General features: G+C 55.2%; 12 protein-coding genes and 1 riboswitch. Of the genes, 3 read left to right on the top strand and 9 right to left on the bottom strand.

What is annotated here, in order from left to right:
• Nucleotides 1–68 precede the first annotated feature (68 nt).
• Together TH4_RS06085 and TH4_RS06080 are read left to right on the top strand one after the other, a co-directional pair.
• Entirely contained in the window at nt 69–887 is an 819-nt protein-coding gene (locus TH4_RS06085) for a tetratricopeptide repeat protein (RefSeq protein ID WP_064780486.1), read from the top strand.
• A 105-nt stretch (nt 888–992) separates the two neighbouring features.
• Nucleotides 993–2,021, top strand: a complete 1,029-nt coding sequence (locus tag TH4_RS06080; protein WP_064780315.1) for a substrate-binding domain-containing protein — start codon at nt 993–995, stop codon at nt 2,019–2,021.
• A 46-nt stretch (nt 2,022–2,067) separates the two neighbouring features.
• On the opposite strand, the gene TH4_RS06075 is transcribed toward TH4_RS06080, so the two are convergent.
• The 9 genes from TH4_RS06075 to cobU all read right to left on the bottom strand — a co-directional run bounded on the left by TH4_RS06075 (nt 2,068) and on the right by cobU (nt 13,321).
• Complete coding sequence (locus tag TH4_RS06075) at nt 2,068–2,880, bottom strand: class I SAM-dependent methyltransferase (protein ID WP_064780314.1); 813 nt, start codon at nt 2,878–2,880, stop codon at nt 2,068–2,070.
• Nucleotides 2,877–3,551 (bottom strand): glutathione S-transferase family protein, encoded by a 675-nt coding sequence (locus TH4_RS06070; RefSeq protein WP_064780313.1) that lies wholly within the window; start codon nt 3,549–3,551, stop codon nt 2,877–2,879. The genes TH4_RS06075 and TH4_RS06070 overlap by 4 nt, the downstream gene beginning before the upstream one ends.
• A gap of 218 nt (nt 3,552–3,769) precedes the next feature.
• Nucleotides 3,770–5,290 (bottom strand): cobyric acid synthase, encoded by a 1,521-nt coding sequence (locus TH4_RS06065; RefSeq protein ID WP_064780312.1) that lies wholly within the window; start codon nt 5,288–5,290, stop codon nt 3,770–3,772.
• A gap of 51 nt (nt 5,291–5,341) precedes the next feature.
• Nucleotides 5,342–5,968 (bottom strand): cob(I)yrinic acid a,c-diamide adenosyltransferase, encoded by a 627-nt coding sequence (cobO, locus tag TH4_RS06060; protein WP_008888919.1) that lies wholly within the window; start codon nt 5,966–5,968, stop codon nt 5,342–5,344.
• A 53-nt stretch (nt 5,969–6,021) separates the two neighbouring features.
• On the bottom strand, nt 6,022–6,783 hold the full coding sequence (locus TH4_RS06055) for an endo alpha-1,4 polygalactosaminidase (RefSeq protein WP_064780311.1): 762 nt from the start codon (nt 6,781–6,783) through the stop codon (nt 6,022–6,024).
• Nucleotides 6,784–6,967: 184 nt separating this feature from the next.
• Nucleotides 6,968–7,669: a hypothetical protein gene (locus TH4_RS06050; RefSeq protein WP_064780310.1), complete on the bottom strand. Its 702-nt coding sequence runs from the start codon at nt 7,667–7,669 to the stop codon at nt 6,968–6,970.
• Between the two features lie 186 nt (nt 7,670–7,855).
• The gene (gene cobN / locus TH4_RS06045) at nt 7,856–11,620 is read right to left on the bottom strand and encodes a cobaltochelatase subunit CobN (RefSeq protein WP_064780309.1); all 3,765 of its coding nucleotides are present in this window, start codon (nt 11,618–11,620) and stop codon (nt 7,856–7,858) included.
• 98 nt (nt 11,621–11,718) lie between these two features.
• Entirely contained in the window at nt 11,719–12,759 is a 1,041-nt protein-coding gene (gene cobW, locus TH4_RS06040) for a cobalamin biosynthesis protein CobW (RefSeq protein ID WP_064780308.1), read from the bottom strand.
• A gap of 34 nt (nt 12,760–12,793) precedes the next feature.
• Nucleotides 12,794–13,321 carry a bifunctional adenosylcobinamide kinase/adenosylcobinamide-phosphate guanylyltransferase gene (gene cobU, locus TH4_RS06035; protein WP_064780307.1) on the bottom strand — a complete coding sequence of 176 codons (528 nt, stop codon included), beginning with the start codon at nt 13,319–13,321 and terminating at the stop codon, nt 12,794–12,796.
• 58 nt (nt 13,322–13,379) lie between these two features.
• A riboswitch (cobalamin riboswitch) is annotated at nt 13,380–13,570 on the bottom strand.
• 551 nt (nt 13,571–14,121) lie between these two features.
• Here cobU and TH4_RS06030 point away from each other — a divergent pair.
• The gene (locus TH4_RS06030; RefSeq protein ID WP_064780306.1) at nt 14,122–14,760 is read left to right on the top strand and encodes a hypothetical protein; all 639 of its coding nucleotides are present in this window, start codon (nt 14,122–14,124) and stop codon (nt 14,758–14,760) included.
• The last annotated feature ends 20 nt before the right edge of the window (nt 14,761–14,780 follow it).

Below are 14,780 nucleotides of genomic sequence, written 5' to 3'. Positions count from 1 at the left end.
CATGGTGGATTGATCATGTGATCTTCTATGGTGACTGCCAGAAACTTTGCCAAAGACGGAGCTTTTTCATGTCACGACTTTTCGCGACCTCGTTCCTAGCGCGCGCCACAGGCTTGCTGTGTCTGGCGGGGTTTGTCGGCATCTATGGCGCGGGATTGCCTTCCGCCATGGCCCAGACCGAAAGCAACGGTGGCATGACACAGGAAGAAAGCCAGCAATATCGTGACTGCATCAAGTTGGCCCAACTCAAACCCGAAGACGGATTTGAAAGCGCGATTGCCTGGCGCGATCTGGGCGGTGGGGAGCCAGCCCGCCACTGTGTTGCCGTCGCACTGATATCGCTTGGCAAATATGAAGAAGCCGCCACCCGTCTTGACGCACTTGCCAAGGACAGCACGGCCGGACCGGGTGTCGTTGCCGGAATGCTGGCCCAGGCAGGCCAAGCCTGGATGATGGCCGATAACCTTGAATTCGCCTGGCGCGATCAGAGCCGCGCGCTTGAACTGGTGCCCAACAACCCGCAGCTTTGGGTCGATCGTGCAATGGCACTTGGCCTTGCCGGGCAGTATTGGGAGGCGATTGACGACCTCAATGCCGCCCTTGATCTTCAACCCGGTCATACCGAGGCGCTGATTTACAGGGCATCGGCCTGGCGACTGCTTGAAAGTTACGATTTGGCAATGACTGACATCGAACAAGTTCTGAACCGGGAACCTCAGAATGTTCAGGCACTTTTCGAACGCGGCAAGCTCCATCAGATTGCCGGTGATAACGATCTTGCACGGCAGGACTGGCTAACTGTCATAGAACTTTCAAATGGAACCCCTGTTGCTGACGCGGCAAAAGCGAATATAGAGAAGATGGATGTTCGCACCGAATCGAACTGACGGGGACCGTCAGTTTAGAAAACAGGTTCACGGTGACCGATTTCCTTGTATATGACCGGTAGAACCATTTGCCGGACCATCGCCGGATACGTTTTGGGGGACGAAATGCGTCGCACGTTTGCCTTGGCTACTCTTGCTGCATCGATGGCACTTCTGACATCACATGCCGCAGAGGCCCGCGATCAGATCAGGATTGTCGGATCTTCGACGATCTTTCCGCTGACCACCAAGGTCGCCGAACATTTCGCCAAAACCACCGGCGCACCCGCCCCGGTGGTTGAAAGCACCGGTTCAGGCGGCGGCTTCAAGCTGTTTTGTGGCGGCATTGGTGCAGAGTTCCCGGATATCGTTGATGCATCGCGCCCGATCACCGGGTCGGAAACCGCAATTTGCGCGGCAAACTCTGTCCGCGACATCAGCGAAATCAAGATCGGCTATGATGGTATTGTCATGCTGGGCTCGCGCGAAGCACCGGGCATGGAACTTACCGCCCGCCAGCTTTATCTCGCCCTTGCGCGGACCGTTCCGGTCAAGGGCGCAAGTGTGCCAAACCCGCATGAAAAATGGTCTGATATCGATCCCAGCCTGCCGGACCTTAAAATCCGGGTTTATGGCCCGCCGCCGACTTCGGGTACGCGCGATCTGATGGGGCAGCTGTTGCTTGATCAGGGTTGTGCAACATTTTCTGACATCGCAAGCCTTGAGGCAACCGATCCTGACAGCTTCCGCCTGCTGTGCCGGACCCTTCGCGAAGATGGTGCCTATATCGAAGCCGGTGAGAATGACCGCCTTGTCATCAGCAAGCTTGAAAAAGACCCGACGTCTTATGGCGTGATGGGCTTTAACAATCTGGAGCGCAACCGCGAACGTCTTCAAGGTGTTCCAATCAACGGCATTGAGCCGGATTACGAAACCATCCTTGATGGCAGCTATCCGGCATCGCGTGCGCTTTATCTGTACGTCAAGGATGACCATCAACAGCTCGTCCAGAGCCTGGGTGACTTTATCTCGACCTATGTCTCGGAAGCTGTGATCGGTGAAGAAGGCCTTCTGGCAGATAACGGCCTTGTGCCGCTGACCAATGAGGAACGCGCCGAAACCATGACCAGTGCCGCGAAATTCGCCAGTAACTGAGCAGCTGACGGATAAACACCAATAGACGCAATTGAGCGGCCGGGCATCAGTCCGGCCGTTTTGCCATCCAGACCTGATTGCTGGCATATTTCGGGGGATTGCCCTGGAAATCCGAAAATTCCGATATCGAAACGAAACCGGATAGCTCCAACATCAACCGCATTTCATTGCGATGAACCCAGCGCAGATGATGCCAGCAATCCTCGCGCGTAATCACATCGCCCTGATCGTTGATTTCTTCAAACCGCCAATGTTCGCTGAACTTCTGGGTCAGGGGGTCATTGGTGCGTTCCATCGCCGTGATGCGAAGCCGACTGCCCGGCTGCCCGACGCCTTCTGGCATCGGAAAGATCGGCAGTTCGACGTGCTCCGGGTCACCTTCTGGCAGGCAATAACGCAAATCCGGATCCATCAGATCCAGGGCGATCGCCCCGCCGGGTTTCAGATGGGCAAAGGCCCGTTCAAGGACGCGACGCTGATCAGTGGCTTCGGTGACTTCCTGAAGCCCGCGAAACGGGATGATCACCAGATCAAACTGCCGCCCCAGATCAAAGTCGCACATATTGCCAAGATGCCATGTCAGATCGGGATAATTGGCGCGTGCCTGACCCAGCATGGCGGGCGACAGATCAATGCCTTCGATCGCGACACCAAGTTTGGCAATCGCGGCACTGATCCGGCCCGTGCCGCAGCCCAGTTCAAGCACGCCATTTTCATGCGCAAGGCTGGTCGCCAGACGCGTATAAAAGGGAATGGGGTCTTCAAAAATCTTGCGATCAAGATCAGCGCGAAGATCGTAACTGGCAGTATTTAAACCGCCCTCAGGGTAGAATTCATCAGATATGGATGAATCCTTCATTCAAAATCCAATTCCGCGTAATGACTTGATGGCGGGAAACTTGCCTGCCGATCCGCCAGAATATCGCGCATGGCAGGGCGGCTTTTGATCCGCATGTACCAGTCCTTGGCGCGTGGATGTTTCGACCAGTTGATGTCGCCCATATAGTCGATCACGGATACCTGTGCAGCAGCCGCCAGATCGGCCATGGTCAGATGATCACCGGCAAGCCAGTTCCGACGTTCAAACAACCAGCCGATATAATCCATGTGGTAGGCGCCATTGGTGCGCCCGGCACGCAGGACCTTGGTATCGGGGGTACCGGTCGAGAAGAAGCGTTTCAGCAGCTTCTCACCCAACAGATGGTCGGTGACCTCGCGATTGAATTTGCCATCAAACCACGCGACAAGGCGGCGGATTTCAGCACGTTCCTTGGGATCGGATCCAAACAGTTTCGGCTCGTCCTCGTACACCTCGTCGAGATACTCGCAGATGACGCTGGAGTCACACAGCACCGTCCCGTCTTCTTCCCTAAGCACAGGCACTTCACCGGCCGGATTAAGCAGCAGGAAATCGTCACGCCGTTCCCATACCGGTTCAGCCGTGAGTTCGAAGTCGAGCTTTTTCTCGGCCAGGACCAGACGGACCTTGCGCGAAAAAGGTGAAAGCCAAAAATGATATAACTGACGCATGAGCGTGAAGATACCCGACCAAGATGAACGTTTCGCAAAGACCCGGCATGGGGCGCAAACATTCCATAAACCGCAACGAAGCCGGTTCGTTTCCAACCCGGAACTGCAAGATATCTCAAACCATGCAACGCGCGCGAAGTAAAGACCTTCGAGTGCGTGAAAGTGTAATTTTGCTATACGTAACGGGAATGTCTGACAGAAAGCTTAAATGCGCCCTGTCACGCCCGGCTTTTTGCCAGTTCCAGCATGCCATCCAGATCAAGGCAGGCTTCAAGATGATCGGCCAGTTCATCAAGGGCAGCATCAACACTGGCCTCAAAATGCGTCATTTTGTGTGCCTCGTCCGATCGCAAGGCCGCCAGAAAGGCATGACGGAAATCATCACTGCCAAACAGCCCATGCAGATAACACCCCATAACCTGCCCATCGCTACTGATCGCGCCATCCACCACACCATTCAGATCAAGCCAGCTTCGCGCCCGATCCGGGCCATCGGTCCGGCCCATATGGATTTCATAACCATCGACGGGTATTCCGGCAGCAAGAACAGAGTGATCGCCAACCGTCAGCCCGGTTGTTTTGCGCAGCGTCTTGTCGCCCGCCATGACGGTTTCAACATCAAGCAAACCAAGACCAGGCTCGCTTCCCGGCGCGCCTTCAACACCGTCCGGGTCATGGACCATACGGCCCAGCATCTGATACCCGCCGCAAATGCCAATCACTTGGCCACCCCGCCTCTGATGGGCCAGAATATCGATATCCCAGCCCTGATCTTTGACGAACCGAAGGTCTGCCATGGTCGATTTTGATCCCGGCAGCAGCACCAGATCACAATCCCCCGGGATCACTTGCCCCGGTTTGATCACCAGCAATTCAACATCATCTTCCGCCGCCAGCGGATCAAGATCATCAAAATTGGCAATACGGGGCAGATGCGGCACCGCGATGCGCAGAACTGCGCCCGCGCCATCGGCGGCCTTTCGGTGATATTTCCCGGCCTTTTCAAGCGCAACACCGTCTTCGGCAGGCAACTTATAGGCATTTTCCCAGTACGTTGCGATACCGTAACTTTTAAGGCCGCAGCGCTCATGAATGATGCCGGTGGCGGGTTCAAACAGCGACACATCACCACGAAACTTGTTGATCACATAGCCCTTAAGCCAGCGGCGGTCATCCTCGGACAACAGCGCATGCGTGCCCACGATCGAGGCAATCACACCGCCACGATCAATATCGCCGACCAGAATGACCGGAACGCCCACCGCCTCGGCAAAGCCCATATTGGCAATGTCAGATGCCCGCAAATTGACCTCGGCCGGGGACCCGGCACCTTCGATCAGGACAAGATCGGCATCACTTGCCATGATCTCGAAACTTTCAACCACCTTGGGCAGCAGATCACGTTTAAGGCGATAATAATCACGTGCCTTGGCGCTGGTCAGGACCTTGCCCTGCACCACGACCTGCGCCCCAATGTCGCTTTGCGGTTTGAGCAAGACCGGGTTCATATGAACTGTGGTCGCAACGCCCGCTGCACGTGCCTGAAGCGCCTGCGCGCGACCGATTTCGCCGCCATCATCGGTAACAGCGGCATTGTTTGACATGTTTTGCGGTTTGAACGGACGCACCCGAAGGCCACGACGCGCATAGGCACGGCACAATCCAGCGACCAACAAGGATTTCCCGACATCGGAACCGGTACCTTGCAACATCAGGGCGGGGACGGATTGCTTACTCATTCCGGTTTCAAAACTTTCTTGCAAGTGATCCGCTAAACGATCAAGGCCGGATCAGAATTCGACACCGATCTGTGCCTTGATGCCCTGTTCACGGAACGGGTGTTTGACCATGGTCATTTCCGTGACCAGATCGGCCGCCTCGATCAAGGTATCCGGGGCATTGCGCCCGGTCAGCACGATATGCTGATCAGGCAGTTTGTTGGCGAGTGCTTCAAGCACATCTTCAAGCGGCAGGAAATCATAGCGCAGAACGATGTTGATCTCATCGAGGATCACCATCGAATAGCTCGGATCGCGCAGCATTTCCAATGCCTTGTTCCAGGCTTCACGCGCCAGGGCGACATCCTGTGCCCGGTTCTGGGTTTCCCAGGTAAAGCCCGCCCCCATGGCGTGAAATTCACAAAGATCGGGGAATTTTTTAAGAAGCTTTGCCTCGCCAGTTTCCCAGCCACCCTTGATGAACTGAACAACGCCGACTTTCATATCATGGCCGACACAGCGCATCGCCATGCCAAAGGCCGAGGAAGACTTGCCCTTGCCCTTGCCGGTATGAACAATGATCAGGCCCTTTTTATCAATCTTCTGGGCCATCATCTTGTCGCGCGCGGCCTTGATTTTCTTCATTTTTTCATCATGGCGCGCATTGATATCGACGTCTGGCTGGCTTTTGTCGGTCATTGTTTCTTCCCTTTGAAATGCCGGCCCAGAATGCGGCGAAAGTCCTACCGGGATCAAGGGCAGTTTTGCGGAGTTTGATCAAGATCCAAATGGGCGATCACACCCTGAAATCCGTGCTGCTTCGCCGCCGGGCAAAAGGCATTGGCATCGGCCCCTTCGTCAAGATATTCGACGACGAAAACCGGCTTATTTTGAGAGACATAAATATCAAACTCATGCATGAAGCCAAATCGGTAGGCCGATTCCAACAGGGCGAAATCCATCTGGTCAACAAGATCGGGCACAAGATCGGCAACATTTTTCTGCCCGATTGCAAGACCGCGCTTATGAGCCTCTGTGATCAGCCAGTTCACATATCGCAGCTGATCATCGCGCGTGATGTCAAAACCGGTTGGTTTACTGCTTTGATCGGCTTCATAGGCATCAATGTTATCAGGCTCGACCGCCAGAAACCCCTTGTCACGGCAAAGATCAAGACGGGCCGAAATCACATTGGCAAAAAGCTCAAACCGGCTGATATCAAGCCAGTTTTCCCCATCCCACCCCCAATAGGGCGCGCCGATGACATCTTGCGGAAACGCCTTCGCATCATCCCGCCAATCTTCGAAAGCCCCGACATTGATATAACAAATCGGATAATGCCCGGCCGCGCGCCAAGCCGCGACCTGATCGGCGGACACATCAAAAAGATCGGCCCCGACAATGCGGATGGCGTCATCGACATCAAGCGTGCCTTGAAGCTGCCAGTGAAACGGACCGTTTGGGACGGGTGCCCATTCTTTTGTGGTATCCGCCTGTGCAGTTTGCCTATGCAATAGCAGGCCGAGGAGAATGCCTGCCCACAGACAAAAGGATTTGGGAATTGAGTTCTTCACGCGATGCATCTGCCCTGAAGTGTTGGGCAGTGAGTTTGCCCGCGCAAGCAAACCAAGACAATCCCGCAAACAAAAAGCGCGGTCCCAATGACCGCGCTTTTATCTAATCTTAGTTGGCCTAACTTTACCAATTGGCGCTTTGGCCTGTTGTCAGGCCAAGGTCACTGGTCACCAGATCCGCCCATTTATCGGGTTCGCGCATGTCGATATTGCGCAGTTCCGGGCGGCGCATCCGGGCTTTGTTAAACAATTGCAGGCGATCACCGGGCGACATACGGCGCAAGCGGTCCAAGGCCTTGCGCACGGCTTCGTTGCGCGCGCCGGCCGGGCTTTGGAAGCTTTTCTCGACCACCTCAAGGCGTTTTTCCAGCCAGTCGCGGCTGATCGCGACCTGTTCGATCAGGGTTTTGAGTTCACGCACCACCGGGAAGTGATCCAGACGCAGATGGGCAACCGCAACGGCCGTCCGCCAGACCTGACGTTCGACCCCTTGCAGGTAGCGCCAATAAATCTTCACCTTGGCATTGATTTCAAACTTGGTTTGGTCCGGACCCGGAAGATGATGGGCAAGCTCTGTCATGCCGGCATGGAATTCATCAAACGTTACCGGCCGATGCACGCCGTTGAAACGTTCACGGACATCCAGAACTGCGCGAATGGCACCGCGTGCCGGGCGATAGCGCCCGCTGCCGTGCAAATCTGCACGCAACCAGTCTGGCATGTCGAAATCAGAAAGCAGGGAGTTGACGATATCTGCATGCCTGTCATGGGCAGGCATTGGAGTTTGCAGATAATCTGGCAAACGAACGTTGGTCTTGATATCCATCGCGGCCTCCGATCTGTTCAATCAACCTGCTTCCCATGCAGGCGATCCGATAGGGGTGCCCCGTCCCTCACAACTTATTAACAGTTGGTTAATTGAGATATGGTGCGAAAACGTAACGTTTCAACTGCCCGGTTTGTTCCGATGGTAAAATTCCCGTGATTCCAATAACAAGCAACAGTTGACGCGTTAGCGTCCCAGATCGACGGAAACACTGTTGCGACGCGGCTGCCACAGCCCACGTTCAATCGCCTCATTCAGGCGGTCCTTGATGTCCTGCAACGCATCGGGATTGTGATCAGCGATAAACTCGCGCACCTCGGCATCGCCGAGATACGCATCATAGACCAGATCAAAGTGATGATCGGCAACGCAGCGCGCGGTGGCCGCGAAGGCAAACAGATAATCGACTGTTGCCGCCATTTCGAACGCGCCCTTGTAGCCATGGCGCATCACACCCTTGATCCATTTGGGGTTCACGACACGCGCCCGAACGACACGGGCAATTTCCTCCTCCAGGGTGCGGATTTTCGGGCTTTCCGGGCGGGAATGATCACTGTGATAAACTGTGGGCTGTTTGCCCGACAGACTGCGCACAGCAGATGTCATTCCGCCTTCGAACTGATAATAGTCATCGGAATCCAGCAAATCATGTTCACGGTTGTCCTGATTGTGGACAATCGCATCGACCTTGGCGAGGCGGGTTTCAAACAGATCGCGTGCCGCCGTGCCCTCGGCGCCATTGCCATAAGCATAACTGCCCCAGGCAAGGTAGGCATCAGCAAGATCGTCTTCGTCTTCCCAGAGTTTTTCGTCAATCATCGCCTGCAAACCGGCCCCATAGGCACCGGGTTTGGAGCCAAACACCCGGAAGCCAGCTTGTCTGGCCGCCTGATCCTGATCCATTCCTTTGGCGCGAAGTTTTTCGGTTTCGGCCCTTATCCGCACGGCAATCGGATTGAGATCATCCGGCTCATCGGTTTGCCCGGCCACCGCCCTTACCGCACTGTCAAACAGGTCAATCAGGCCGGGAAAGGCATCGCGGAAGAAGCCAGAAATGCGCAAGGTGACGTCAACACGCGGTCGGCCCAGAACCGATGCCGGCATAATCTCAAAGCCAGTCACCCGGCGTGACGCACTATCCCAGGTCGGGCGCACCCCCATCAGGGCCAATGCCTGTGCGATATCATCACCGCCGGTGCGCATGTTGCTGGTGCCCCAGACAGACAAGCCAAGCGCGCTTGGCCATTCGCCGTGATCCTGCACATGACGTTCCAGCAATAGCTCAGCCGACTTCCACCCCAACTGCCAGGCGGCTGGCGTCGGGACAGTACGGGTATCAACCGAATAGAAATTTCTGCCAGTTGGCAAAACATCCGGGCGCCCGCGGGTCGGGGCACCGGACGGGCCAGGTTCGACGAACTTCCCGGCAAGGCCACGCAAAAGGCCTTCGATCTCGGCCGGGCCACACCCGACAACGGCCGGCCGAATAGTCGTTTCGATATCAGAAATAACATCACAGACGGCCGACCACGCCGGATCAGCCTTCACCGTTCCGTTGACCAGATCACGTGCCAAAAGCTCGATCCGTTCCACGGTATCGCCGGTGGTACGCCATGGCCCGATATCTTCACCGTCATAATGCGCGAGAATTTCGGGCTTGGCCCCCGGCCAGAATTCGGCAAAGGCACAATCAAGCGGATCAAACGCCGAATCATCTAGGATATCCTTGGCAATCGCGCGATGCAGGGATGCCTTGGGCCCACTGTCCGACCCTCGCGGCAGGCGTGCCAGTGCGACCAGAAGATCGGTCAGAAATTCACCCTCAGGCGCTTTGCCATAAATATGCAGACCATCACGGATCTGAAGTTCCTTGAGCTCGCACAGATAGTTATCAAGCTTGGCCAGTGCGCTTTCTTCGTCCTCGCCCGCCTCAATGCCACAATCACGGTCAAGGCCGATGCGGATCGCCAGTTCTAGGATGTCTCGTTTCAGGATCACAAGGCGGCGCGGGTCAACCGCAGCCGCATCGTAATATTCATCGACCAGCGCTTCGAGATCCTTAAGCGGGCCATAGCTTTCTGCACGAGTCAAAGGCGGAGTCAGGTGATCCAGGATCACCGCCTGTGCCCGGCGCTTGGCCTGTGTGCCTTCGCCCGGATCATTGACGATGAAGGGATAGAAATGCGGGGTCGGGCCGAATACCGCCTCGGGGAAACAATCCTCGGACAGGGCCAGTGACTTGCCCGGCAGCCATTCCATATTGCCATGCTTGCCAAAATGAATGATGGCATCGACGCCAAAGACATGGCGCAGCCAGATATAAAAGGCGAAATAGTTGTGCGGCGGCACCAGATCGGGCGAGTGATAGCTTTCAAGCGGATCAATGTTATAGCCACGCGCGGGCTGCAACCCGATCACCACATTGCCAAGCGGCAGGATAGAAAGGGCAAAGGAATCCTGACCCGCCAGATAGAACGGATCGTTCGTCGGGTCGCCCCAGGCCTCAATTACCTGATCCCGGATGGCAGGTGGCAGAACATCAAACGCCTTTTGATAGTCCGTGCGAGACAAGGTCACGCGAATTTCGCGATCAGCAAGGGATTTGAAATCGTTGGTCGGCCCGGCCTTGATCGCAGCAATCAAGGCGTCGCCATCTTTTGGCAGACCCTTTACGTCATATCCTTCGCCCTGCATGGCGAGGAGTGTTTCGATCATGCCGGCTGGCGTATCAAGCCCGACCCCGTTGCCAAGGCGGGCATCCTTGTTGGGATAGTTCGCCATGACCATCGCCACCTTGCGCGAGGCTGTATCAGATTTGCGCAAGCGTACCCAGTTGGTGGCAAGTTCGGCGGTAAAGGCCACGCGATCACGGACCGGTATGTATTTCACCAGATCAATCTGGGTCAGGTCATCCTTGCCAGCCGATCCCTTGAACGACACAGCACGTGAAAGGATACGGCCATCGACTTCGGGCAGGGCGACATTCATCGCAATATCGCGCGCGGCCAGACCATTGACACCTTCGCGCCAGGCTTCTTCGCCACCGCCCGACAGTACCACCTGAAAGACCGGGGCATCGACCGCGTCAAACGGACCATTTTTTCGTTCTGAACCCGGAACAGATATCGCAAACCCGGTGGTATTCAGGATCAAATCAGCGTTGGTTTCCGCCAACCAGTCCTCAACCAATGCCGCTGCCAACGGATCCTTGAGACTGGCAACAAAAATCGGCAATGGATTCAGATCATTGGCACAAAGTTCCTCAACCAGCGCGTCAATAACATCGAGGTTGGCGGCCTGCACCAGAGACCGATAGAAGACAATCGGGGTAACCGGTTGATTTTCAATCCAGTTAACCCGGATTTCATCAAGGCTTGCCTGCGCCTTGCCGGGCCAATAGCCCCCGGCCTTGACCAACGGGGCTGCCGGTGACCAGTTCCAGTTCAGGTTTGAATTTAACTTTTCGTATATAAGGCGAAGTAAATTCTCGGAATTTTGCGGTCCGCCTTCGATCAGGTAGCGCCAGATATTCTGATATTCGCGCCCCTTGACGGTCGAAAGCGTCAGAAGCTCTGCATCGGGTTGATCATCACCGGGCAACAGGACCAATGGAATGTCCTTGGTACGTGCAAGCGCAACCAACTGTTCGATGCCATAATCCCAATAACCGCGCCCGCCTAGAATGCGCACGATGATAAATTTGGCATCGGAAAGTACATCGTCGATATAAAGATCGACCGACATGTTGTGGCCAAGCTGCAGCAAACTTGCCAGACGCAGTGACGGGGTTTCGTCGCCAAATGCATCGACCAGCCGCGCTTGCGCCCCGGCAAGGCAGGCCAGCTCAGACTCGGCCGCAGACAGGATCACCACGTCGCCTGGTTGCTGTCCAAGGTCGACGGCCTCACTGCCATCTGTGACCATTCCGGGCTGTGCTGCCAATAGATGCATCGCGCGATCCGTATCCTTGTGCGTTTGGTCTTCAAACAGGCTGAAACCGGACGATTTTTAGCATCCGGTTTCAGGTGGCTTGATCAGATTCACTTGGATCAGGCGGCCTTGATGGCAGCCTCGATCGCGGCGCGATCCAGACCATGCAGGCCAATCACCACCAATTCCGACCGGCGGGTTTCGCCATCGGCCCACGGACGGTCGAAATAGCGCTGAAAACGTTCACCAACCCCCTGAACCACGTGGCGCATCGGCTTGCCCGGCACATTCAGGAAACCCTTGATGCGCAACACGTCAAACTGACGCACGACATCAATCAGGCGCTTTTCAAGGTTGGCCGGATCGCTGATCGCGTCAAGCGATACGACAAAGCTATCGAAATCATCATGGTCATGTTCGTGACCATCGTCATGATGGCTTGGGCGGCTATCAAGGTCATCTTCGGCTGCTGCCCCTAGACCAAGCAGGATGGCATTTTCAACCCGGGAATGTTCGGTCGCGATAATCTTGACTGACGGCTTTTTCAGCTCCGCGCGGATATCGGCTTCGACCTTGCTGCGTTCTGCATCGGTCAGAAGGTCGGTCTTGTTCAGAACCACCATGTCGGCACAATGAAGTTGTTCTTCGAACAGTTCTTCAAGCGGGCTTTCATGATCAAGATTTTCGTCTGCTTCGCGCTGCGCCTGTACAGCGTGATGGTCATGGGCAAACAGCCCATCACGCAGGGCAGCGCCATCAAGAACCGCCACAACACCATCAACGGTCACACGCGACCGGACTTCTGGCCAGTTGAACGCCTTTACCAGCGGTTTTGGCAGCGCCAAGCCAGATGTTTCGATAACGATATGATCAGGCGGTGTATCACGATCAATCAGGCCCTGGATGGTTGGCAGGAAGTCATCGGCCACGGTGCAGCAGATGCAACCATTGGCCAGTTCAACAACGTCATCTTCTTCGCAGCCTTCAATGCCACAGCCATTGATGATACCGCGATCCACACCCAGATCGCCAAATTCATTGATGATCAGCGCGATGCGTTTGCCATTGGCATTTTCCAGCATATTGCGGATCATGGTTGTCTTGCCAGCGCCCAGAAAACCGGTAATGACGGTTGCCGGGATTTTGCCCAATTGTGCCATTTCTGAAATCCTTAAAATTCAATAATTTATGTTGCTATTTGACCGGCATCGGAATGCCGGCCACCACAAGGGTGACTTTTTCTGCAATCTCGGCAATGCGTTGATGCAGACGTCCGGCGTGATCGCGAAAGGCCCGCGCCATCGCATTTTCCGGCACGATGCCAAAGCCAACCTCGTTTGAGACAAACAGCACCGGCACAACAAGGGTCGGCACCAGATCGCAAAGAGCTGCGATCTCGGCATCAATGTCCCGGTCTTCAAGCATCAGATTGGTCAGCCACAAGGTCAGACAATCAACAAGAACGGGCTTGCCGCCTGTGACATTACAGGTCTGCAGCGCCGAACAAAGTTCGAGCGGTTCCTCGAGTGTCTGCCAGAGATCACCGCGTGATTGTTTGTGAAGATCTATGCGGTTGGCCATTTCGTCATCCCAGGCTCGCCCGGTTGCGATATATGTGCCACCGCCCGCCTGATTGATGATGTTTTCGGCAAACCGGCTTTTGCCGGATCGCGCCCCGCCAAGGATCAGATGCGTCCCGCCAGGGGGTAAAGTCTGGGTCATCCCGTTTCTTCCTCGCCATGGCCTCCCACCGAGGCCCGATTGCGTCGTCACCTTCCTTCGAATAGTGACACCTTCGGCAGGTTTCCTGGCTGCGGGCATGAAAGCGATCCGCCTTCCCGGTTTCCCGGTGGCTGGTCTGGCGCGTTGGCACCGACCCGGATCTCCCAACCCGATACAGTTGCGGGGGCAGCATCGGCCTTGCACCGATTTCCCATCACCGAACGATGCGCCGAACCTAGCAGGTTTGCCAAAAATGCCAAAGGTCATTCTCGGCACTTAACCCTTCGTTACCACCCCACCCTAATCGGAAGGTCAGTATTTGTAAGAATTGTCTGCTTGAGAGGTCATACCATTTCAGCCAACATCAAGCCGTTGCGCTGGAACTAGGGTCAGGACCTATTAATTTGGTTTGAATGGTTAAACAGATTTGCGCGGATACGCGGAGTAAAACCGCAGGAAGATATTTATCTTTCAAGGTTTTACGACAAAGTAGCCCGTGCAAATCCGATTAATCCGAAGGACAGACGTTATATTTGCAAACTCCAGCGTCAAATCCCTTGTGCGGGATACCAACCCGCCCGGCGGGCTTTTCCTTGGATTTCGCAAATATAACGTCTGCCATTCAAATCAAATTAATAGGCCCTGACCCTAAAGACGGAACAATCCGCAATCTGGCGAAAACCCGGGAAGTAGAAACATCACCCGGCTGGCTGCAGGAAATACTGCAACGAAACTCTTGGGGTAATCTGGATTTTTCAAGACCAATGGCAATACGTTCTCACCTATCCAAAATCCGACAGATGAACGCGCCAACCTGGACCACATCGTCTCGCAAAGACATGTGGCTGGGATTGCTGGACCGTCTGAACAGTCCTGATCGGTCGTTTCAGGACTTTCTTGAACAGCACGCAACCGATGGCGAGATCACTCTGGCACGGCGCGATGTGCGTGACATCTTTGCCGAGGATGCCTCAAAGGGTGTAATCGCAACCATCATCTGGTCCCATGAACGTGGCATTCGCGTCAATGCGCTGTCGTTGCTTGTGCGCGATATGCCGACCCTTGTGACCCTGATGTCGATCTCGGATTTCGGACAGGACGAGTTGAACGAGCTGCTTTCCCAACCGGGCATTTCTGTTCCGACTGCCAGCAAGATGTTGTCTGCCTGCGGCAAGACTTATTGCGCAATGCCGGCTGCCATCATTGATGACACCATCATTCAGGTAATCGAAAACGCATCCTTTGCCAGTGATTTCCCGAATGTCGCCAAATTGCGAAGCAAATCACGCAGCCGCCCGGTGCCCTATTATCAGGCCTATCTGCGCGATGTTTTCGACATCTGCGAAAAACATGATCTGAACCCGGATATGGTTGACCGCTATCTGGCAGAACACGCGCTTGATGACATGGCATCCGATATCGAGCTGGCCTCTGCCTGACGGAACACGCCTTAAGCTCC

Origin of the sequence: Thalassospira tepidiphila MCCC 1A03514 (genome assembly GCF_001662875.1) — a bacterium.
Classification (GTDB): Bacteria; Pseudomonadota; Alphaproteobacteria; order Rhodospirillales; family Thalassospiraceae; genus Thalassospira; species Thalassospira tepidiphila.
This window is presented reverse-complemented; position numbering and strand designations above follow the sequence as displayed.

What these genes read in the sequence shown, in the direction of transcription:
- TH4_RS06085 (WP_064780486.1), top strand. Translation starts at nt 69, where the DNA reads ATGTCACGACTTTTCGCGACCTCGTTCCTAGCGCGCGCCACAGGCTTG.
- TH4_RS06080 (WP_064780315.1), top strand. Translation starts at nt 993, where the DNA reads ATGCGTCGCACGTTTGCCTTGGCTACTCTTGCTGCATCGATGGCACTT.
- TH4_RS06075 (WP_064780314.1), bottom strand. Translation starts at nt 2,880, where the DNA reads ATGAAGGATTCATCCATATCTGATGAATTCTACCCTGAGGGCGGTTTA.
- TH4_RS06070 (WP_064780313.1), bottom strand. Translation starts at nt 3,551, where the DNA reads ATGCGTCAGTTATATCATTTTTGGCTTTCACCTTTTTCGCGCAAGGTC.
- TH4_RS06065 (WP_064780312.1), bottom strand. Translation starts at nt 5,290, where the DNA reads ATGAGTAAGCAATCCGTCCCCGCCCTGATGTTGCAAGGTACCGGTTCC.
- cobO (WP_008888919.1), bottom strand. Translation starts at nt 5,968, where the DNA reads ATGACCGACAAAAGCCAGCCAGACGTCGATATCAATGCGCGCCATGAT.
- TH4_RS06050 (WP_064780310.1), bottom strand. Translation starts at nt 7,669, where the DNA reads ATGGATATCAAGACCAACGTTCGTTTGCCAGATTATCTGCAAACTCCA.
- cobN (WP_064780309.1), bottom strand. Translation starts at nt 11,620, where the DNA reads ATGCATCTATTGGCAGCACAGCCCGGAATGGTCACAGATGGCAGTGAG.
- cobW (WP_064780308.1), bottom strand. Translation starts at nt 12,759, where the DNA reads ATGGCACAATTGGGCAAAATCCCGGCAACCGTCATTACCGGTTTTCTG.
- cobU (WP_064780307.1), bottom strand. Translation starts at nt 13,321, where the DNA reads ATGACCCAGACTTTACCCCCTGGCGGGACGCATCTGATCCTTGGCGGG.
- TH4_RS06030 (WP_064780306.1), top strand. Translation starts at nt 14,122, where the DNA reads ATGAACGCGCCAACCTGGACCACATCGTCTCGCAAAGACATGTGGCTG.